This is a genomic window from Burkholderia sp. Bmkn7 (assembly GCF_041103175.1).
Taxonomy (GTDB): Bacteria; Pseudomonadota; Gammaproteobacteria; order Burkholderiales; family Burkholderiaceae; genus Burkholderia; species Burkholderia cepacia.
In genome coordinates this window covers 1,663,256-1,684,054 of sequence record NZ_JBGCUH010000003.1, presented here as the reverse complement: position 1 = coordinate 1,684,054, position 20,799 = coordinate 1,663,256, and the positions used below count along the sequence as shown (strand labels likewise).

The following is a 20,799-nucleotide window of genomic DNA, read 5'->3' as shown; positions in this document are numbered from 1 at the left end:
GGCGTCACCCGCGCGTGGCGATCGCTTCGTGGCGATGCGCGAGATCCCGCATGCATTCGACGCACGCGGGCTTGTTCATCGACGGCAGCTGCACGTTCGCGGAACGCGGCCCGGCCAGCGTGTGCTGGGCCGCATGAAACGTCGCCTTGCCGGGCGCGCCGATCACGATGTCGTTGCCTTCCATCTTCAGGAACGCGTTGGCGGCCGTCAGCAGCAGCCGCTTCGGCGACTGCAGCGCGACGCTCGCCTGCGCGCTCGACACCGTCACCGCGCGCTGCGCATTGGCGTCGAGCGTCCCGGCGTTCTGCGCCTGCACGGTGACGGCGCCCGTCGCCGCGTGCAGCGCGATGCCGACGGCCGGCACCGGGCGGCTGCCGCCCGAGGTGCCGTGCGTGTACAGCGCGATGCCTTCCTTCGCGACGATGCTCGACTTGCCGTGGACCGTAACCTGAACGTCGCGTCCTGCGCTCAGCGCGGTTTGCGTGCCCGACGCCCACACGTGGCTTCGCGCGGTCATCGCGACGACGCCGGCCTCGCCGTGCGCGACGAGATGCGGATGCTGCCACGCCACCGCACCGCCGCCGCCGGCACCGCCCGCGCCATTGCCTTCACGCGTCGCGCCGATCGCCGCCTCGCTCTGCTGCAGCCCGTCGATCGCCGCGAGCGGTGACGCGGCGCTCGCGCCGGCACTCGCGACACCGGGCTGCGCCGTGCTCACACCCGGCTCCGCCCCCTGCTTGCGCGCGAAATCCGCGAGCCCCTGCAGCATCTCGCGTTGCTGCGCGAGCACCTGGCTCGCCGTGCTCGCGTCCATCTGGTTCACGCCCGACGCCGTGCTGATCAGCAGGCCGGCACCGGCGCGCAGCGCAGCGGCCGCCTGCGTCGACAATTCGGCGCCGTAGCCGCGATCGGCCAGACGCCGGTTGTCCTGCACCTGCTTGATGTGGCCGAGCGTCAGGCCACTGCCGTGATCGGTCGTGTAAAGGCGCGCACTCGACTGGCCCGCCGTATCGTCGAGCATGAATTGCCGCGAGCCGCCCGCGCCGGTCTGGCTCGCGCTCATGTCCTGCGTCTTGAAGCCGGTCAGCACGGCCGCATGGTCGTTGCCGGCAAACCACGCCGCCGCATTGGCCGTGCTGCCGCTCGGGCCGCCCGCGAGCGCATTGTGCTGCGCGTCGGCGTTGCCCCGCCCGTTGTACAGCGCGGCGACCGCAACCGGCCGGTCCGGCTGGCCTTCCAGCCACTCGGTCCAGACTTCCTGGCCGACGCGCGGTACGCTCACGCCACCCCAGTTGTCGCCGCCGACCGGTGTCACCATGCGCGTCCAGGTGCCGGCGCCACGATCGGCCGGCGCATTCGCCGCGCGCGGATGCGCTTCGCGACTCGCGGAATTCTGCCCACGCTGCGCGTGATGCTGGATCCGGATCCGGTGATCGCGTTCGGTGTGAACCGGATCGCCCGCGCCGACCACGACGGTTGTCTGTGCGCCCGGCATCACCGCGACCGGATGCACGCGCGCACCGTGCCCGTTCGACGCCAGCGGCCGATAGGCCTGGTCGAACGGCAACGCGGCGAAGCGGTTCCGGTACACCTCGTTGCCGTCCACGAGCGCGCCGCCAGCGTGCGTCGTGGCGTCGATTGCCGCATGCAGCGCCTGCGCGCCGCCGTATCCGACTGCCTCGCCGGGTGCGGCGTCGGGCATCGACGGAATCTCGCCCAGTCGCTGCGCGATCGCACCGTGCACGTCGGCGCCCACGTTCGCACGCGCGTCGTGCTCGACACGCAGGCACACGAACGTGCGCGATGCATCGAGCGACGGATGCTGCGACATCGCGAAGTGCAGCCCCGGCCGCAGATCACGACGCGTACCGCTGCCTTCGGCCTGCAGCGCCGCCACGCGCTGCGCGTCGAGTTGCTGCTGTGCGCGCTGTTCGCCGATCCCGGTGGTCTGGAACGCGTACGGGCCGGCGACGTCGCGATCCTCGCCCGGCACGACCGCGCCGTTCGCGCGCACGCCGGACGGACGGGTCGACAGGCTTCGATGATCCCAGCTGGCGCGCGCGACGCTGCCGATGCGCCAGCGGCGCGCGTTCAGGAAGTGCCGGATGCCGCCGCGCGGATCGCCGTCGCTCGTCTGGTGGAACCCGACGACCTCGGGTTCGGCCGGGTCGAAACGCTGGTTGGTATCGGCGAGAACGAGCGTGTGCTTGCCGAGGTTCGTCGACTGCGCGTCGCCCTCGTGTTCGAACCAGTAGAAGATGCCCTCTTCCGCCCACAGACGTTCGAGAAACGCGAAGTCCGATTCGCCGGCCTGTGCGGTCAGGCTGCGGCTCGCATATCGCGTGGGGTCGGCGAGCGCCCAGCGCCAGGACGGCGCGACCGCGCCACGCGCGTAGTGCGAGAAAACCTGTTCGCTGATCTCGACCACGCTCGCGTTCACGAAGTTGTAGCTGTCGACGCGCTGTTGCAGCAGCGCGAGCCACGGTTCGACGACGAGCTGCACGCGCGCGAGCCCGCCGTTGTAGCCGACGAGCTCCGCGGCCATCACATGGCCGTGGAACGGGCGCCGTGCGTCCTGCCCGTCGGCGGCCTGCCATTCGATCAGGATCGGCGCACCGATCAGCTTGTCGAGCGGCACGTCGGGACGCTCGGTCAGCGCGGTGACCTGGAACCGGAAGCCGCCGCGATCGAGCGACTCCCATCCGTGCAGGCTCTCGGCGACGAGCTTGTCCGCGCCGAGCGGCGTGGTCAGCCACAGAAACCGGTCGTGCTGCGACCAGCCGCGGAAGAACGCCTGGATGAGGTCAGATTGGGTCGACATGATGGGTGGGTTCGGGGTTCGCGGGGGGTGGTACGTTCAGTTCCTGGAGTCGAAGCATCGGGTTACGCATTACCGTTCGGTCAAATCGACGTCGGACAGTTTGTCCATCCGTATGAATGCTTTGCCTTTCATTTCCGAGGGCTTCCGATCGAACGAATATGCGAGGACCGATCCGACATTCCGGCCCGGAACCGAAGCGATCTCGTTATTGGCCAGAATCCGCTGCATCTGCTCGATTTCCAGCCGGTAACGATCGTTCAGTTCTCCCGTGTATTTTCCGATTCCCACATACTTCGCCGGCGGCATGAGATCAAGATCCAGCCCATGCGAATAGTAGGCGACACGATTGCCGTCAAACGTGAAACCCAATGGAGGCGCAGGCTTGATCTGCCCCGGGCTGCTCCGGATTTCGAAATGACCATGCTCGTCCCGCGCAGACGCCATGTCCGTCGCGCAGGGAAGCAATGCCACCAACACCAGGATTCGTATAACGCGCATCACGTCAGGGTCACTTCCCCGTCAGGTTCACGTTTTCCAACCGATTCGTCGGCGTGAAGATCCGTCCGTCCATTTCCTGCGGACGCAGGATGTCGACGTTCATCTTGCCGGCGAAGACGTAGGTGCCGGGCTCGACACGGCGCATCGGCGAATTGGCGTCATAGGTCAGATCCGCGTAAGGCACGAGGAATTCCATCTTCTCGGGCTGACCGGGCTTGACGACGATTTCGCGCCGATTACGACGCGATGTGTCGTTCAGATATTTGCTGACCAGCCTGACGCGGAATCGAACGTTGTCGCTACCGCCACCGATCTGCATATATTGCAGATCGGGTCTCGCAAGATCCGGCGACCAGTGATCCGGGCCGTCAACCGTCACGTCCTGCTTGCCATCGTTCGCGAGCGTCACATCGACAGCCAGATGTTCTGCCGTGGACCGCACCGAAAATTCCGGATGAAGATTGATCTCGGGCGTGCCATGCGCCAGCAGATCGTGGGCAAGGTCATAAAGCACCGAAAGGTTCTCGTTGAATTGATCGTCGAACTGATAGTTGTACGTGCCCTCGTAATGGTGGCCGTCCTTGTCGAACGAATAGACGAGCACGGACCCCTTGTTGATTTCGCGGATCTGGGGGATTTTCCTGCTGCTCAACGTCGCCTTGACCATATCGACATGCTGGCGATAGGTTCCCGTGAGATCCGCCGTATATTTCCCGATTCCGACGTAACTCGATGGCGGCATCGGGTCGATGTCCCGCCCACGCGAAAAGTACGACACCGTTCGACCATCGGCCGTGAAGACCATCGATGGCGAAGGATTGAGTTGTCCCTGTCCGCTACGAATCTCGAAATAATCCGGACGATCATGTGCGAGCGCCATCTCCACCACTCCGAAAGAAATCATCGACACCATAAAAAAAAGGAAAGAACGCATCATTTCAGCACTTCCCAGTCAATTCCGGTTTTTTTGTTGAACCAGTCACGGAAGCCATACATGTAGTACTTCGGAATTTCCGGTTTTTCCGTGAACATTCCGCGACCCATCACGTTCGTCTCGGTCGTGCGCTGCCAGTTGTCGTCAAGTTGCGCCATTTTCAGGTCGACCAGATGTCGTGAATTGATGTACCTTCCGAACACGGCGCCGCCGTTAATAAAGTACTCATCCGGCCAGCCGAACAGGTGCCCGGTCTCATGTACGAGCGCATGCTGGGGCGACACCGGGACATACCGCTTCTGTTCTTCGTCCCACTCGACCTGCACTTCCCCCCAATTCGCCGAGTTGGCTCGCGTTACCAGCGGATAGAGATTGACCTCCGCATGGCATCGCCCAATTTGAACCAGTTCGACTTCCAGTTTCAGCTTGACCTTGCATGTACATGCACTGCCAAGCGGGCATTTTTTGGGCTGCATCGAATAGTTCCCTCTATTCAGCCCGTCCTCGATGCGCTTCTTGAAACCCGATATGGGAGCCAGCCCACCCGGCCGGTCCACGATCTTAATCACCAGGTCTTTACGGATTCCATCGCTATTGAACGGTACCGAGAACGGTTTGCCCGTCGATGGATCCATGTAGACGGCCCCGTTATTGATCCAGTACTGGTCCTTCAGGTTGACCTTGATATAGACGGTCGCCGTCACGGTCGCCGTCGCGGGAGCGTATCCGATGTCGTACGAATCCTCCGTGCCGGAAAAATTCAGCCAGATTCGCTTCTTGTCCTTGAGTACCGCCTTGCCGTCCTCTCCCGTCTGGAAATAGCTGACGCATCCGGCATCGACCGTATGAAGCTCGGTGGGAATCGCGGGGACGTGAAGATTGCAGGGCCCGCTTTGCGCAGCCGGGCCTTTCTTCGGCATGCCTTCCAGTTCGCTGGACACCGGCGGCGGAGTCGAATAACCGAGCGACGGGCCGGGCGCCGCATTTTGTCCCGACGAAGCGGGTACCGGTGCAGGCATGGATCGACTCGACTCACCTGCCAACGCCTGCGGGACAAGCGGCAAGCTACCTGCTCCCGGAGCCGGCATGTCGGCCATCAAAGCCGTCGCGCCCGACGCTGCCCCGCTCCATGCCGCCCCGCCTGCCGCCCCCGCCGCACTGCCCCCCGCCGCCACCGCCCCTCTCCCCGCCGGGCTCGCCGCCAGCGCCTGTACGAGGAAGTCGCAGGGGTCGCCCTGCGGCAACACCGGCAGCGCCGGAAGCTTCACGCTCGCGGCGCGCGGCCCCGGGAACGGATGCCCGCCCGACTTCACCGCGAACTGCCCCGGTGTCTCGACGATGATGTCGCCGCCCTTCAGCGTGATCCGGTTCGGCCCCTGCTGCAGCACGATCGCATCCTGCGCGAGCACGTCGACGCGCTCGTCGGTCGACGTCACGCGCACGGTCTGGTCCGCGAGAATCTCCATCGTCGACGCGTGCGCCTCGACGCTCACCGGCCCTTCGCCCGCGATCGCCTTGAGCCCGCCCGCCACGCTGTACAGGCTTGCTGCATCGCCCGTCGCCGCGGCCACGGTCGCACCGGCGCCCACGTGTGCGTCGCCTTGCGACGTCACATGAACATGCTGCGCCGCATACGACACCGCGCTGTCCGGCGTCGTCACCACGATGTTCTCCGGCGACTCCATCAGCACCGCGGGTGTCGCGAATCGCTCGACGGGATCGCCGCCGTCGCGCTGCGTGCCGCTCGGCTTGGTCGCGCTCTGGCCGCCCACGCTCCCCGCATACTTGCCGTCCTGCGCGGGATCGATCGCCTTCAGGAAATCCGTCAGCGCCGCGTTCGCGCTCAGGCCGACTGCCATCGCGCCGGTGGCCGCCCGGTCGAGTTCCTGCGCGGTTTTCTCGGCGTCCTTCAACTGCTCCACGCGTTCGGCGACGTCCATCTGCGTCGACGCACCGAACCGACGCGCGGTACTCGATACCAGCACGCCCGCGCCGGCCCGCACGACGCCCCAGCCCTGCGTCGCCAGTTCGAAACCCTCGCCGCGATAGGCGCCGCGCATCGTGCCCTGCTGGTCGATCAGATAACCCTGCGCGAGGCGCGTGCGGGCAGTCGAATTGTTCAGCTCGTGGCGCAATTGCCCGGCCGCATCGTCCATCACCCAGCGGCTGCCCGGTTGCCCGTCGAGCGTTTGCGTCTGCAGGCCCGTCAGCGATCCTGAATGATTCGCGTCGCTGCCTTCGCCGGCCGAGAACGGCGGTCGCACGCGGCCGCCGTACACCTGGCCGAGGACGACGGGCGCGTCGATGTTGCCGGACTCGAAGCCGACCACCACCTCCGCCCCCACGCGCGGCGCGAACGCATGGCCGAAATTCGGCCCGGCGGCCTGTTCGGCGACGCGGACCAGGATGCCCGACCGATGGTCGCCCGGCGCATGGCCGGCCGGATTGGAGCGGCTCGCCGTATCGGTCAGCCCGCCAGGCAGCGGCGCGACACCGCGCATCCACGGAAACTGGATGCGGACCTGGTGATCGCGCGTGCTGCTGACGCGGCCGCCCGGCTCGCCGACCACGATCGCGGTCTGCACGCCATGCACCGTCGGCCGGTCGCGATGCGGCGGCACGATCGGCGTGCCTTCCGGCACCGCGACGAAGCGGTTGCGATACAGGCCCTTCTCGAGCTCGCCGCGTCCGAACAGCTGCCCGATCTGCGCGCCGAGATTGTTGACGGCCTCATGCTCGATCGACAGCGGCACGAACCGCACGGGGCCGCTCAGATAATCGTTCAGCGTATGCACCCTGCCGACCTCGAGCGTGCGCGACGATCCGCCGCCACGGTAAACCCGTTTGGCGAGCTGCAGCGCGTCGAGACGCTGCTCGGCGTAACGCTGCGCGTCGCCGCTCGTGTCGAAGCGGCCGGCACGCTGGCCGTCGTAGACTTCCCGCACCGGCAGCAGCGGCGCGTCGGCGTCGGCCGGCTGCTGCGCCTGGCCGGCCAGCGCAACGAGCTCGCTGGCTTTCCAGCTCGTCGTCACCACCCGATCCGGCACGAGCTGACGCCGATCGGAGAATTGCGTCATCACGCCGTCCGGATCGCCGACGTCCAGCGCATTGAATGCGATCGCGCTGCCGTCGGGCAGCCGTGCGTGGCGGTCGAACACGACGACCGTATGATCGCCCGACGGTGCGTTCCCCGTGTCCTGCCCGTGCTCGATGCGAAACGACAACCCGGCTTCCGACAGCTGCCGCAACACGAAATCGAGATCGGTTTCCCGATACTGGCCGCGCAGGCGAAACGCACGCAGCGGCTCGACTCGCTCGTAGCGCCGATGCGCTTCCGGGTAATCGCCGAACACCTGCTCGCAGATGCCCTCGACGTCGAGATCGACGAAATACAGGCAATTGCGGCGCAGCTGCAGCAGCGCGAGCCACGATTCCATCGTGAGCCGGTAGCGCGTGAACTCGCCGTCGCTCTCCGCATACGCGGCATGCGTGACGTAGCCGTTCCAGCAGCGCTCGCCCGCCGCCGTCGCAAGGCGCAGCCGCACGGCGCTGCCGATCAGCGGCGCCAGATCGAGAAACGGCTCGCTCGACAGCACGTCGATCTCGAACCGGAACGATTCGCTGATCCCTTCACGACCGTGAAAGCGCTCGACCACGAATGCCCCCGGCATCGCGGTATCGATCTGGATATGGCGGGTCGCTTGCCCGTACCCCGTTAATGCGGCAACAAGATCCATGTCGTTTCTCGGCAATCGCGCGCGAATGCGTTTCGCGTCGGCTGGTTCGTATCGAATCGGTTCTGCGGTGCAACGGCGAGCGGCCGCCGCACGCGGGAGACAGTACGCCGCATCATTGCGGGAAGATCCCGTTCATGTTGACCTTGTACTGCAGCATCTTGCGCTGCGCCTCCATTTCTTCCTGCACGCTCGGTACGTGGGGCGCATCCCAGCGCACGCCGTTCACGTAGACGGTGCGCCAGCGCAGGTAACCCCAGACGAACGAAAACTCGCGCCCCGAATCCTGCAACGCGAGACCGCCCGTGACATTGGGATCGGTCAGCACGGCGCTGTCGGTCGGCGCATTCGCGTCCTTGGCCGCGCGTGCCTTCTGCGCGGCCTGCTGCGCGGCGTCGTAGCGCTTCAGGATATCGGCCTGCCGTGCGCTCAGCGGCGAACGTGGTTCGGGCTCCTGCACCGCGCTGACCCCGGGCCCGAGCCCGAGCGCACTCGCGCCCATCACCTGCATGATCTGCGACGGCCCCGGCTGGCCAAGCTGCCGACGCTTCCGCCACGCCGCGTGCTCGCGCTCGAATTCCGCCTGACGGGTTTTCAGCGCCTTGATCTGGTTGTAGTTCCAGACGTCGTCGTCGTCGCCAAGCGGCTTGAACCACGCGCGCGAGTCGTGCATGAAGTTGTCGTACAGCGCGCTGATCGGCGCCTCCGGCGGCCCCATGTTCCAGTCGCCCCGCACCTCGAGCCACTGTTGCCACTTCTCGTCGAGCTGCAACTGGAAAAAATCCTCGGCGCGCTTCGCACTCGCGCGTACCACCGGACCGACGAGCGGAAGCGCGGACTGCAGGCCCTGGACGATCGGCAGCACGGCCGGGGAAATGACGGCGGCCGCCTTCGGGTTCTGCGTGAGCTTCTTGCTGACCGCGTTGCCCGCGTAGCGTCCCACGGTCGGGCCGCCCTGCTTCTCGCACTCGAGCAGGTCGTGCCATTCGAGCCGCAGTTCCTCGTTCGCGCTGTCGAGGTCGACGGCATCCTGCGGATACGCGGCCTTGGCGGCCAGGAACGATGGTTGCGTACGCAAGTTGTCGAGGCGCATCTTGCGCCAGCGCAGGTACAGCCCGTAGTGCGCGCGCATCAGCCCCGGCGTGCCGTGTTCCCTGGCGTAGTAGTAGTCCGCGCTCGTTCTCACGTAGGCGGAAAACGCGCGCTTGAGCGCGGGCGAGATCGCGAACGCCGCAGCCGCTTCGGCGGCGACACCGGGCCCGTTGATGTCGAGCGGAACACCGGCCTTGCGCGCTTCGCGATACATGTCGAGCAGCGGTATCTGCGACAGCTTGTCCGCATCGCCCGTGCCACGCCCTTGCTCGCCCGGTCCATAACCGCCGCCGACGTCCGAATGGACGCCCGGATAGACGATCTCCTCGCGCCCGTCGATCGACGCATCGATCAGGTCGAGCGGGAACGATCCGCGCGGCTCGTGTGCTGCGACCATGTGGACGCAGCGGCGGACGGAATACGGCACCCTCATCAGTTCCTTGCGTCCCCAGCCGCCGTGCCCGTCGAACAACGTCGCGGCCGTGCTTTGCGCGATGCCGACCGACGCGACCGTATCGAACAGGCCGAGAAAGTCGTACGACACCGGCACGCCGCACAGGCTGAAATCGGCGTCGAGTGCATCGTTCAGCCAATTCGAGAACGTGCGCGCTTCAGCCGCGCCGCGCGAAAAGCCGAACACATACAGGCGGATGCGCTGCAGTTTCGGCTTGCCCTTGACCAGCAGATCGCCGACGCGCTCCTTCAACTGCGCGCAACGGGCCCGCAACGCGGCGCGCCGCTTGTCGTCCCATGCGCGCATGGTCGCGGTCCAGTTCGCCGTATCGACTTCGCCCTTGAGCTGTGCCCAGATCGTGTCGCGATCCCAGGTGAGTTCGATCCCGTTCTGCTCGGCCGCCATCAGCTTGAGCGCGCCGGCGCTCGAACTGCCTCGCGCGTTGATGTCGCCGAGACTGCCCGGCTTCGGCGGGGTGCCGCCGAGATCGATGCCCTTGAAATTCAGGTCGACGCTGACGGCCTTCGCGAGCGCCTTGTCGCTCTTGCCGAGCGCCGCGGACAGCGAATTGCCGAACGCGTGCGCATGCACGACGTTGTGGATCTGCAGCAGCGCCCAGTTGATGCGCCCCTCGCCGGCCCACCCCGTCGCGGCGCCCGCCGCGGCCTGCAGCCCGACACCCTGGTCGCCGACCTCGTCGACGAAGGGCGTGCCGACGCCCGCCACGTAGATGGCGCTGTGATACTTGTCGCGGGGAAACACGTCGAACAGGCGTGCGACGTTGCTGTGCTTGCCGCCGGCGCGATCGCGATCGGCGTTGTTGCGCGTGCCGTCGAAGAAGATGCCGACGTGCAGCGTCTTGCAGCAGCTCATCCCGTCGTCGTCGTGCAGGCGGCGCATGATCGCGTCCTGCTCCTCCGGGGTGACGACCGCAACGTCGGGCCGGTCAGCGCTCGCGAAGCGGAAACTCATCGCGTGATCCTCTTGTCGGGATTCGGGCACTGCGGATCGCCGTTGCGCAACGTGAAGTGTCCCGGACACGCTTCGGCGGGCGCCTGAAGATTTTCGGGAAAACCGCGGTAACCGGGCATCCACTGCGACGCATAGACCTTGATTCGATCGTGCGGAAAGAACAGGACCCACAGGAAGCCGTCCGAGAACGCGTCGTAGCGCTCGACCGGCACGACGCGGCTCGCGAGCGCCTTCGGATCCTTCCTGTACAGGTTGTCGTCCCGCCACTGCAGGTTGACGGTCAACCCCGGATGCCATTGCTTCGGTAACGCGACGCAGCAGATGATCGCGCCGCCGCCGCTGCCGACGCGAGCCGGAACCGCCCCGCCCCAGGTGCCGTCGACGTAGAACGCGCCGATCGGAACGTCGGTGTAGTTGAGGGCATTCAGCTTCAAGCCCATCGTGTCGGGCTCGGCCGACGCGCTCGCCCCCCCCGCCACACCCGACGCCGCAAACGACACATCGGTGGCACGCGAGCATCCTGCCGTCCCCAGCAGGATGGCCATGAACATCAGCAGCCGAGCGGCAAACGTCGTGGAACCGGCATTCAGACTCATTTCTTTGATCCTCTTGTCCGACGCCGTCCGGCGCGGATCGCTATCAACAGTGTGCTCCGTCGCATGCCGCGCAGACACGTCCGTGTCGCCGTTCGCATGCGCGCGAACCCGCTTTGTTCTATGCGGACGACGCGGCAGGCGCCCGCTCCGTCGCCAGATACCCGGCCGCCGCGAGCGCATCGAGCGCGACCCGCGACGCTGCCGCAGGCGGCCCGTCGTGCCGCGCCCACGCCGCGCTCACGCACGCATGGGCTTGCGACGGCGTTGCGAGCAGCCGGCCGAAACTCTCCGGACGCTGGCGGACATGAAAAAGCAGCGTGTCGATCTTCGCGGCTTGCCGCAGTCGTTCGACCTGGTCCCCGTCGAGCACGTAGGGCTCGCCGCTGCGCCCGGCACCCGCTTCGCCGGCCACCGCTTCACGTGCGGTGTCGACATCGAGCGCCACGAGCGCCCCGGTGCGATCGAACACATGCCACGCGTCGATGCCGTCCGTGAAGCGGCGACGCTGCGCGGGCGTGAGCGCCTCGAGCCAGGCCGGCAGGCAACGCGTATCGGCGAAACGCACCAGGAACGCTTCGCCGTCGGCCGCCGCGCTTGCCTCCATCTGCCCGCGCAGATGCGCGGCAAGCGCGCCCGTATCGCGCGCACCGCGCAACAGGCTCACCATCGGACATCCGGACGTCTCGCGCAGCACGGTCTCGAGCATCGCCGCGCGCGCTGCCGCGTCGACAGGCAACGGCGCGAGGCACGGCGAGATCGCCGCCAGGTCGTCGCCGTCGTACACGCCTTCGTACAGCACGACGACGGCATCGTTGCGGTCGACCGCGGGCATCCGGTCACGCAGCGCCGGTGCGAAACCCATGTCGAGCAGCAGATGCCAGCGGCCGCCGGCCGGCGCGTGCTCGAACAGCGCGTTCAGCCGATCCGGCGTGTCGTCGGGATAGCGGTCGATCCAGTCGCTCGGTTCGATCTTCATGCTCAGATTGCCTTGCCCGCCAGCGCGCTGCCCGACTGCATCGCGTGCAGCAGGCATTCGACGCACACCTTCTCGGGAAACTGCGGCAACGGCGTACTCATTTGATCAGGGCCCACGAAAGCATGCTGCGCGGCATACACGACGAATTTGCCCGGGCAGCCGAACGTGACGTCGCCGCCTTCGATCGTCACATGCGCGCCGCCGCTCACCGCGAGATGCACCGTCTTCTTCGCGGCGATCTCGACATCCGCGCTCGCGGACGCGACCTTCAGGCCGTCGCGCGCACGCAGGCCCAGCACGTCGCGCTGCGCCTGCAGCGTCAGCCCGTCCCTGCCGGAGATCAGGCTCATGCCGACGCCGTCCGCATGGCTCGCGCCGCCCAGCCAGCCGATGCCCTGCCCGCTGTGAATGCGCAGCTGCTGCGCGGCGGCGAGATTGAAGTCGGCACCGCTGCCGAGCGACAGCGTTTCGCCGGCCGCCCATTGCAGCGCCTGCCCGGCGATCAACCCCTGTCCGCCCCGTGCCTCGATCCCAAGCACCGCGTCGCCCGTATGCGGCAATGCGTTGCCCGTCGATCGCTGCGCGGCATCGGCCGATGCCTGTGCGTAGCCGTTCGCGCCGACCGTCGTTGCGAAGCTCTGCGCGAGCGCGTCGAGCGGCGCGGCCTTGCCGTTCAGCGACGACTGGCCCGCCTGCTCCACGCCGCGCTGCGCGGCGAACGGCAGCGTCCCGTGGGTATCGGCAGTCTTGTCGAACCGGCCGACCAGCGCGGCGTGCCGCGCGAGCAGCGCCTGCAGCGCGGAGGCGTCGCCCGCCGGCTGGGCGGCGCCGGAGGGCGCATAACTCGACACCAGCAAGCCGCGCGTCGCACGCATCGCACCGTACGCGTCCGAGCGCAATTCGACGCCCTGGCCGCGAAAACTGCCGAGATAGTTGTCGGACTGATGACGCAGATGGCCGAGGTTCAGTTGTGTCGCCGCATGCGTGGTCGCCATCTGCAGGCGCCCCATGCCGTCGGAATCGTCCGCGACCAGTTGGTTGTGGCCTTGCCCGTCGAACCCCTGGCTCTTGAAGCCCGACAGCGCGCCGGCGTGATTGTGGCGATCCGCGCCGCCGCCGGCGCCGTGCCACGCGGGGCTCAGCCCGTTCGCGAGATTGCCCTGCGCGCTCGGCGCATGGTCGCCCGCCTGCGCGTAGATCGATGCGTCGAGCGGTTTCCCGGCCGCGCCGCCCGGCGAAGGCGACTCACCGCCTTCACCGCGGCCGTTGAACAGGCCGCCGAGCACGATCGGCCGGTGAATCAGCCCGTGGTGAAACTGCACGAGAACTTCATGGCCGATGCGCGGCACCTGCTGAAGCCCGTGCCCGTCGCTCGCGAGCCGTTGAATCGCGCGGGTCGGATAGGTGCCCGTATCGTCTTCCGCCTGCCAGTGGAACCGGATGCGCAAGCGCCCCTGCGCGTCGGCATGCACCGGCCCCGTCGAACCAGGCTGCACGCTGCCGGTCGGACCGACGACGATCGCCGTCTGCGCGCCCAGCGCCGTCGCAACCGGATTGAGCCGCTGCCCGGTCCCGTCCGCCAGCGTGGGCCGCCAGACTTGCGTACGCGGCACCGCCTCGAACCGGTTCGCGTAACCGCCCGCCTGCGCATGCCGGAGCACGCGCGGATCGACCTTCGCCGCCGGCAGCGGCCCGAGTTGCCGCTCGATGGCTTCCATGACGGTCGGCGGGAGATTGTTGATCCCGACGTGCTCGACGTGCGTCAGCAGAAAATCCTCGGGCGCCGCGGTACCGCGCACGGCTTGCCAGCCGGCATCGACGAGCTTCAGCGCACGCCCGGCGCGCGCCGTGCGCAGCGTGCCGTAGCCGGTCCAGAAACATGCGCGAGACACGATCGCATCGGCCTGGCGCCGGGCCGTGTCTTCCGCGTCGCGCAGGGTATCGAACGCTTCCGGCCCGACGTCGTCGTAGAGCTCGCGCGGTCCGTTCGGCCGGCCGAGATCCGTGCTCGCGGTGGTCGCGCGGTTCGCGCGGTAGTCGCTGCTGATCAGCGTGACACGATCGGCCGTCAGCGACAGCGACTGCCCGATCCCGAGGATCACGTCGTCGGCGTCGGTCGCTGTCCCGCTCGAGCGGCGCGGCACCCCGCCGCGTCGCGCCGACGTCTCGTCCTCGGCCAGTTGCGCGCTGTCGTCGAAGACCAGCATCGCATGCCCGGCGGGCGCGTCCTCGTCCTCGACGAAGCAGAACCCGAGGCCGGCCTCGGCCAGCAGATGCTGCACGAATTCATAGTGCGTATGAGTGCGGTACTGCACGCGATACGCAACCGGCGCCAGCGCGTCGAGACGCCGGCCAGCATCCGGCGTGAGGCGCCACCGCGCGATCCCGGCGTACGGCGCGAACACCGTGTCGAGCACGTCGGCGAGCGTCTGATTCACGAAGGTTCGTTCGTCACGCGCATGCGTGAGCGCCGCGAGCCACGGCACGATCTGGAGATGGTAGCGAGCGAGGCCGGCGTCGTAACCGATGCACTCGGCCTCGGCGACGAGTCCGCTTCGCAGCGTCGTCGTACCGTTCGCGAGCGTAGTGCGGATCGCGACACGCTGCCCGAGCATCGCGTCGAGATCCAGCGCGGGATCCGTCGACAGCGCATCGACGTTCCATTGAAAGAGATCGGAGAGCGATTCACGACCGGTCCAGCGCTCGATTTGAAATGCAGCAAGCGCGCCGGATCCGTCCAGCGAATACAGGCGATTGAATGCGCCGAATAGAGACGCAAATTCCTTGATGACGCTCATGCGATTCCCGCTCTCTCAGGATTTCGACGTTTTTAAGTGCGTAGGCTGCGACGAACACGGGACGATGCACGATTGCCGGCACCGCAATCGCCACGCCGAACCGGCAGGAAACACGCGGAATTCCCCTGCAGCACTGCCCGCTACGGGCACCTGCCCCGCCATCAGGCGGAGCGCAGCCAACTGGCTGGCTGAATGGATGCACCCTTTTTTTGAAGCTTACTATTTTAAATTACACAGTCAGACTCCGCTACAGGAAAACACCTGACAAAAAACTCGAAACCTTGACGTGCGGGCTTCACACGCGATAATGGCTGCTTTCAGTTCGACAGCTACCTGACTATCCGGCCGAATCAGGCAATTATTTCCGAAAGGTAATAAATACCTGATTCAGTCGAAATGGATTCGAAAAGCGTCGCCGATGACATCCGGGATCGGGAAATCCGGATGCATCGACGACGATCCAGCAAGGAGGCCTATCCGGATGACCCAACCCTTCATCGTCCTTGGTGACAAGCACAGCCATGGCGGCACCGTGACCAGTGCATCGACGCTGTCGTCGGTCGACGGTCGCGGCATCGCTCGCCGCAACGACACGGTGACGTGTCCGGTACACGGCCCGAATCACATCGTCGACGGCGACGACACGATGATCGTGCAAGGCGAAGGCGTCGCACGCGACGGCTACAAGACGGCCTGCGGCGCCGTGCTGGTCGCAAGCAGAACGGCAGGCAGTGACGGCAACTGACACACGCGTCGGCAAGTCACGGGGGAATGGAAGGAAATGATCACGGGGTTGCGCAAAACGGCATTCGTCGCCGCGCTATTCGTTGCGGTGTGGGTCGCCGTGTTCGTCTGGTGGAAGGCGACCCGACATGCACCGACCACCGGAGACCTCCTGCTGTGCGGGCTCGTGCTGCCGGCGGCGCTCGCCGTTTGCGTGGCGTGGTTGCGCCGGGGGCTCGGCCGGCGCCCGGCACCCGCGGCGGCCGCACCGGCGGCGACGTCCGCGTCGAAGGACGCGACGGCCACGCAGGATGCCGAGTCGCACACGTGGTCGGCCCTTCTGCTCGACAGCAGCGTCCGGCTGCCGACGGGTGCGACGACCGCGGAAATCGATGCGGCGGCCCGGGAAGAGCACCCCGTCGCGCTTCATCCCGAACTGCAACGCCCGGACGGAACCGGTGTATTCGCCAGCACGGTCGATTCGGTGTCGCCCGACCGGTTCGATGCGAGCCTCCTCGCGCCGGGCGCGCAGGAAACACTTCAGGACGAGCACTGGCGCGGGCTGCTGCTGGCCGCCGATGCACTCGACGAATTGCGCGAGCGGCATGCCGTGCTGTCCGGCGCGAACGCGCCGCCGCTCAGGCTCCACCTGCTGATGCCGGACCGCTGGCAACCGGTCGCCGCAACGCTCGCCGCATGGCTCGATGCGCACACGGCACGCGAAGCCGTCGCGCCGGGCATCGTTCGCGCGCAACTGCGCACGGTCGCCGATCCCGTACAAGCGTGGGCGGTCATCGACGAACTGATCCAGGCGCTGCACCTGCAACCGTCCGCCGATCTGCACGTCGTGCTCGCATTCGACTCCACCGCAAGCCAGGACGCCGTCGACGCGCTGGATCGCGCGGGCCGGCTCTACGGCCGGGATCGGCCGGACGGCGTAACGCCCGGCGAAGGCGCATGCGCGCTGCTGCTCGCTCATCCCGACGCCCCGCATGCGACGCCCGTGCCGTCGCTCCATCGCATCGCTTCCGCGCGCCGCGCGGGTTCCGCCGATCACGGCAAGGCTGATTCGACGACGCTCGGGCAACTGCTCACTGCGGCGAGTACACGCTTGTCGATGCTGCACCCCGACCTGACGGCACCCGGATTCGTCACCGACGCCGATCAGCGCGGCAGTCGTCGCACCGAAGTCGTGACGGTCGGCGAACAGACCTGGGGCGCCGAGGCCGCCGAACGCAGCCGCCACCTCGGGCTCGCCAACGGCGCAAGCGGCGCGGCGCTCGCGCTGGCGGCGCTTGCGGTCGCCGCCGATCGCGCGACGGAGGAGCGGCAAGCGGTATTCGCGGCATCGGTCAGCGATCCGCTCGCACGCGGCGTGATGCTCGTCACCCCCGCGACGACGGCCGACACTGCCGCTTTCGCGCGGCAATCCGGGACGGCCACCGCATAACCGGACACAGCGGCCGACTCCCTCACCCGCGCCGCACCCAGATCACCTTGCCGTCGCGAATGCCGAGGTCGCGTCGCTCCTGGCGATAGTCCATCGTGCCCGGCAGCGATTTGCCGTCGCGCTCGAGCACGCGCCACAGGCAGCCGTCGAGCAGCGCGGCCGCATCGGCCTCGGTTTTTCCGACCAGCGCGTCGTCCGGCGCGGCGTCCGCCTTGCACGCGCTCGCGGCACCCGACGGCGCGGGGTTCATCACCGCGCCGCCGGCGGTGGCGTTGGGGTGCTTCGTGTCCATGTCCGCACATCCTGCAAAGGTTGCGCTCGCAACGAGTGCAACGAGTATCGCGATCGTGTTCTTCATCGGTTTCTCCCTGTCGCGCCCCGGTGTGACGTGTACGGCCTTCGTGCACGGCCCGGCGCCGCATGAATGATCGGTGCCGCGCGCCGCCGACCGTTCCCCGACGAAGGCCGGCCGGCGAATGCCGGCAGTGACGCAATACGGTCCGGCCGTATCGGCGAACCGGGTCGCAAGTCCGGCACGGCGCCGGACCCGCCTGCATGTTACCGCACGCGATTCGCCGCGACGGCTGCAACACCGGCGCCGGCACCGACGCCCGCGCGTGCGGCATGCGCGCGCCCGCAACTCACTCAGAACTTGTAGGTCACGCCCGCGATGCCGTAATAGTTGCTGCGCGACTGGACGATCGGACTGTCACCGTAGCGACCGAGCAAGCGCGTCACGCCACCCGTCGCGAGCACCGACCAGTGCTGCGACAGCGTCCAGTTCCACGCGATCGCCATCGACGCACTGTCGATCCCGCCGCTCGTCGAATACGGCCGGAACCGGCTCGTCATCGACTGTGCGTCGGTCACGCCGTAGAACGTCTGCGTGTAGCGCCCCGAGCCCGCGTGCACGGTTCCCGTCACGATGATCTCGTGCTGCGAGGTCTTGAACACGGGCACCGCGAGATCCATGTGCCCCGACACGCCGCGCGACGTGTGCGTCACCGGTGTGTCGATCGAGACGCTCAGCTCCGCCGCGTTGAAGAGCGTCACGCCCGCGCGCACGCCCACGAGCACCGAGCCCGGAATCCGGCCCATGCCCTTCAGGTAGTCGGAGCCCGGCAGGTCGAAGCGGTTCTCGTCCGCACGGCCCGCGTCGTAACTCACGGCCGCCGACAGGAACACGCCGTGCGGCAGGTCGAGCCGGTAGCCGGCACCCTCGGTGCTGTCGATGAAGAAGCCGTTACCGAACTTCGCGGAAAGCCCCGGCGCAACGACACCGCGATACTGGTTGCTGCCCGGATAGCGCGGTGCGAAACCACCGCCGAGCGACAGCGAATACTGGTTTTCCGCGTGGGCGGCGGCGGCGAGGGTCAGGCCGGCGAGCGGCATGCAATAGCGGTAGCGGCGAAGTATTGGGCGCACAATATTGAGATAGAAGTGACGGAGCCCGCAGTCTAGGTGCCGCCCCGCGCCGAGACTGTCCTGAATCTTCGGAAAATCTGTGCTCAATTGTGTTCGATTGTTCGAGATTGTCGCCCCGCTCCCCCGGCCTTCGGCGCGCCGGATAGAATTCGCGTGCCGCGCCGCGCACCGGCTTGCCGGGGCGTGAGTTGACGCGTGCGTCAAGAGGAGACCATGAACGAAGATCCACTCAAATACCGCGTACTGCTGATCGAAGACGACGACCGCCTGGCGCAGCTCGTCCGCGAATACCTCGACGGCTATGAATTCGCGGTGACGGTCGTGCGGCGCGGCGACCTCGCCGTCGCGGCGGTGCGCGAGCACCAGCCGGCCCTCGTGATACTCGACCTGATGCTGCCGAACCTCGACGGCATGGAAGTCTGCCGGCGCATCCGCGCGTTCACCAACGTCCCCGTGCTGATCCTGACCGCGCGCCTGGACGTCTACGACCAGGTCGCGGGCCTCGAGACGGGCGCCGACGACTACGTGACGAAGCCGATCGAGCCGCGCGTGCTGGTCGCGCGCGCCCGCGCGCTGCTGCGCCGTGCGCAGCCGGCCGCCGCCGACACGCCCGTGGCCGCCCCCGAAGCGCTCGTGTTCGGCGAGCTGGCGATCTCGCCGCCGAACCGCACCGTGACCTGGCGCGGCGAGCCGGTCGACCTCAAGACTGCCGAATTCAACCTGCTGCTGATCCTCGCGCGCGCGGCCGGCACCGTGCTGAGCCGCGACGACATCCTGAAGCAGCTGCGCGGGATCGAGTTCGACGGACTCGACCGCTCGGTCGATTCCGGCATCTCGAAGCTGCGCCGCCGCTTCGAGGATGCGTCGTCGGAGCCGCACAAGATCAAGACGATCTGGGGCCGCGGCTACCTGTTCAGCCCTTCCGCGTGGGACGAATAAATGCTGCGTCCGTTGATCAGGCTGTACCTCGTCGTGATCCTGTTCGTCGCCGCGTCGATCATCTTCGTCCAGCTGTCGTTCGACCGGATCTTCTACGATCGCACCGCGCAGGCGGAGCGGGAGTCGTTGACGACCTACGCGTTCGTGCTCAACGATTACCTCGAACGCCACCCGGGCGAGCAGCGCAAGTTCGCGCTGCGCGAGCTCGCGAAACACGGCAACGAAAGGTTCGACTTCATGCCGATGGCCACCGCCCGAGCGCAATTGAGCGGCGAGCCGCTGCGCGATCTCGACGCCGGCCGAATCTCGATCAGCTACGACCGCAAGGATTACTACATGCCGCTCGCGGATGGTTCGGTACTGCATGCGCGGCCGATCGAAGCATTCAGCCTCGACATCAAGATCTATGCATACATGCTGCTCGCGCTCAGCGCACTGCTCGCGGTGGTGCTGTGGGTTCACTATCACTGGCGCGACCTGCGCAAGCTGCAGGACGCCGCACGCGCATTCGGCTCCGGCACGCTGTCGACGCGCGTGAAGCTGTCGGGCAAGTCGAACATCGACGAACTGTCGCAACAGTTCAACGACATGGCCGAGCGCATCGAGGCGTCGATCAAGCAGCAGCGCGAAATGATGCACGGCATCTCGCACGAACTGAAGACGCCGCTCGCGCGGCTCGAGTTCGGCCTCGCGCTGCTCGCCGAGCCGGATGAAACGGGTCGGATGCGCGAACGCCGCGACGCGCTGCGCCGCGACGTGCGCGAACTCGACGAACTCGTCACCGAGCTGCTGACGATCGGCCGGCTCGAACAGGGCGCGAGCCAGCTCGCGCCGATGGAAGTCGTCGTCGACGCGTTGATCGACAGCGTCGCCGGCAACGTCTCGAACGATGTCGCCGATCGCGGCATCTCGCTCGACGTATCGACGCTCGGTGCCCCCGCGACCCACGTGTGCGACCCGAAGCTGGTTGCCCGCGCGTTGCTGAACCTGATCCGCAACGGCGCACGCTATGCCTCGCGCACCGTGCTGCTCGCCGCCGCACGCGACGCGTCCGGCGCGCTCGTGCTGAGCGTCGACGACGACGGCCCCGGTATTCCGGCCGCCGAACGCGCCCGCGTATTCGAACCGTTCCAGCGGCTCGACTCCAGCCGCGATCGGCAGACCGGCGGCTTCGGGCTCGGGCTCGCGATCGTGAGACGCGTTGCACTGGTGCACGGCGGCGACGTGCGGCTCGAGGATTCACCGCTCGGCGGCGCACGCTTCGTGATCACACTGCCCGTGCGGACGCTGCCGGACAACCTGTTCGACGTGCCGGATACCGTCGCGCAGGGCGACGCATCCGGCCGCGGCACGGGCATGGCCGTCCCGCGGCAATGACGCGCGCCGC

The 20,799-nt window shown here is 67.3% G+C and carries 14 protein-coding genes; 4 read left to right on the top strand and 10 right to left on the bottom strand.

The features are described from left to right. Positions 1-4 precede the first annotated feature (4 nt). From AB3K92_RS29365 to AB3K92_RS29330, 8 genes are all read right to left on the bottom strand, one after another. On the bottom strand, positions 5-2,821 hold the full coding sequence (locus AB3K92_RS29365; RefSeq protein WP_369466385.1) for a type VI secretion system Vgr family protein: 2,817 nt from the start codon (positions 2,819-2,821) through the stop codon (positions 5-7). Positions 2,822-2,890: 69 nt separating this feature from the next. Next, the gene (locus tag AB3K92_RS29360) at positions 2,891-3,292 is read right to left on the bottom strand and encodes a hypothetical protein (protein WP_369466384.1); all 402 of its coding nucleotides are present in this window, start codon (positions 3,290-3,292) and stop codon (positions 2,891-2,893) included. Between the two features lie 37 nt (positions 3,293-3,329). Further along, positions 3,330-4,256, bottom strand: coding sequence for a hypothetical protein (locus AB3K92_RS29355; RefSeq protein WP_257249473.1), 927 nt, complete (start codon positions 4,254-4,256; stop codon positions 3,330-3,332). Further along, positions 4,253-7,990: a type VI secretion system tip protein TssI/VgrG gene (gene tssI, locus AB3K92_RS29350; protein ID WP_369466383.1), complete on the bottom strand. Its 3,738-nt coding sequence runs from the start codon at positions 7,988-7,990 to the stop codon at positions 4,253-4,255. The genes AB3K92_RS29355 and tssI overlap by 4 nt, the downstream gene beginning before the upstream one ends. Before the next feature lie 112 nt (positions 7,991-8,102). Further along, positions 8,103-10,505, bottom strand: coding sequence for a DUF2235 domain-containing protein (locus AB3K92_RS29345; protein WP_369466382.1), 2,403 nt, complete (start codon positions 10,503-10,505; stop codon positions 8,103-8,105). After that, positions 10,502-11,101, bottom strand: a complete 600-nt coding sequence (locus AB3K92_RS29340; RefSeq protein ID WP_369466381.1) for a DUF3304 domain-containing protein — start codon at positions 11,099-11,101, stop codon at positions 10,502-10,504. Before AB3K92_RS29340 ends, AB3K92_RS29345 begins: the two co-directional genes overlap by 4 nt. A gap of 118 nt (positions 11,102-11,219) precedes the next feature. Next, positions 11,220-12,077: a DUF4123 domain-containing protein gene (locus AB3K92_RS29335; protein WP_060218229.1), complete on the bottom strand. Its 858-nt coding sequence runs from the start codon at positions 12,075-12,077 to the stop codon at positions 11,220-11,222. A gap of 2 nt (positions 12,078-12,079) precedes the next feature. Next, a complete protein-coding gene (locus AB3K92_RS29330) occupies positions 12,080-14,875 on the bottom strand; it encodes a type VI secretion system Vgr family protein (RefSeq protein ID WP_369466380.1) in 2,796 nt (931 codons plus the stop codon). Positions 14,876-15,356: 481 nt separating this feature from the next. On the opposite strand from AB3K92_RS29330, the gene AB3K92_RS29325 reads away from it, so the two are divergent. Continuing rightward, complete coding sequence (locus tag AB3K92_RS29325) at positions 15,357-15,620, top strand: PAAR domain-containing protein (RefSeq protein ID WP_021157217.1); 264 nt, start codon at positions 15,357-15,359, stop codon at positions 15,618-15,620. A 36-nt stretch (positions 15,621-15,656) separates the two neighbouring features. After that, positions 15,657-17,048, top strand: a complete 1,392-nt coding sequence (locus AB3K92_RS29320; protein WP_369466379.1) for a hypothetical protein — start codon at positions 15,657-15,659, stop codon at positions 17,046-17,048. Positions 17,049-17,070: 22 nt separating this feature from the next. On the opposite strand, the gene AB3K92_RS29315 is transcribed toward AB3K92_RS29320, so the two are convergent. Next, complete coding sequence (locus tag AB3K92_RS29315; protein ID WP_021157219.1) at positions 17,071-17,406, bottom strand: hypothetical protein; 336 nt, start codon at positions 17,404-17,406, stop codon at positions 17,071-17,073. Between the two features lie 287 nt (positions 17,407-17,693). Next, a complete protein-coding gene (locus AB3K92_RS29310) occupies positions 17,694-18,440 on the bottom strand; it encodes a MipA/OmpV family protein (protein WP_369466378.1) in 747 nt (248 codons plus the stop codon). Positions 18,441-18,686: 246 nt separating this feature from the next. Between AB3K92_RS29310 and AB3K92_RS29305 the strand changes: the two genes are divergently transcribed. Together AB3K92_RS29305 and AB3K92_RS29300 are read left to right on the top strand one after the other, a co-directional pair. Beyond that, positions 18,687-19,412: a response regulator gene (locus tag AB3K92_RS29305; protein WP_021157221.1), complete on the top strand. Its 726-nt coding sequence runs from the start codon at positions 18,687-18,689 to the stop codon at positions 19,410-19,412. After that, positions 19,413-20,789 (top strand): ATP-binding protein, encoded by a 1,377-nt coding sequence (locus AB3K92_RS29300; RefSeq protein WP_021157222.1) that lies wholly within the window; start codon positions 19,413-19,415, stop codon positions 20,787-20,789. Positions 20,790-20,799 lie beyond the last annotated feature (10 nt).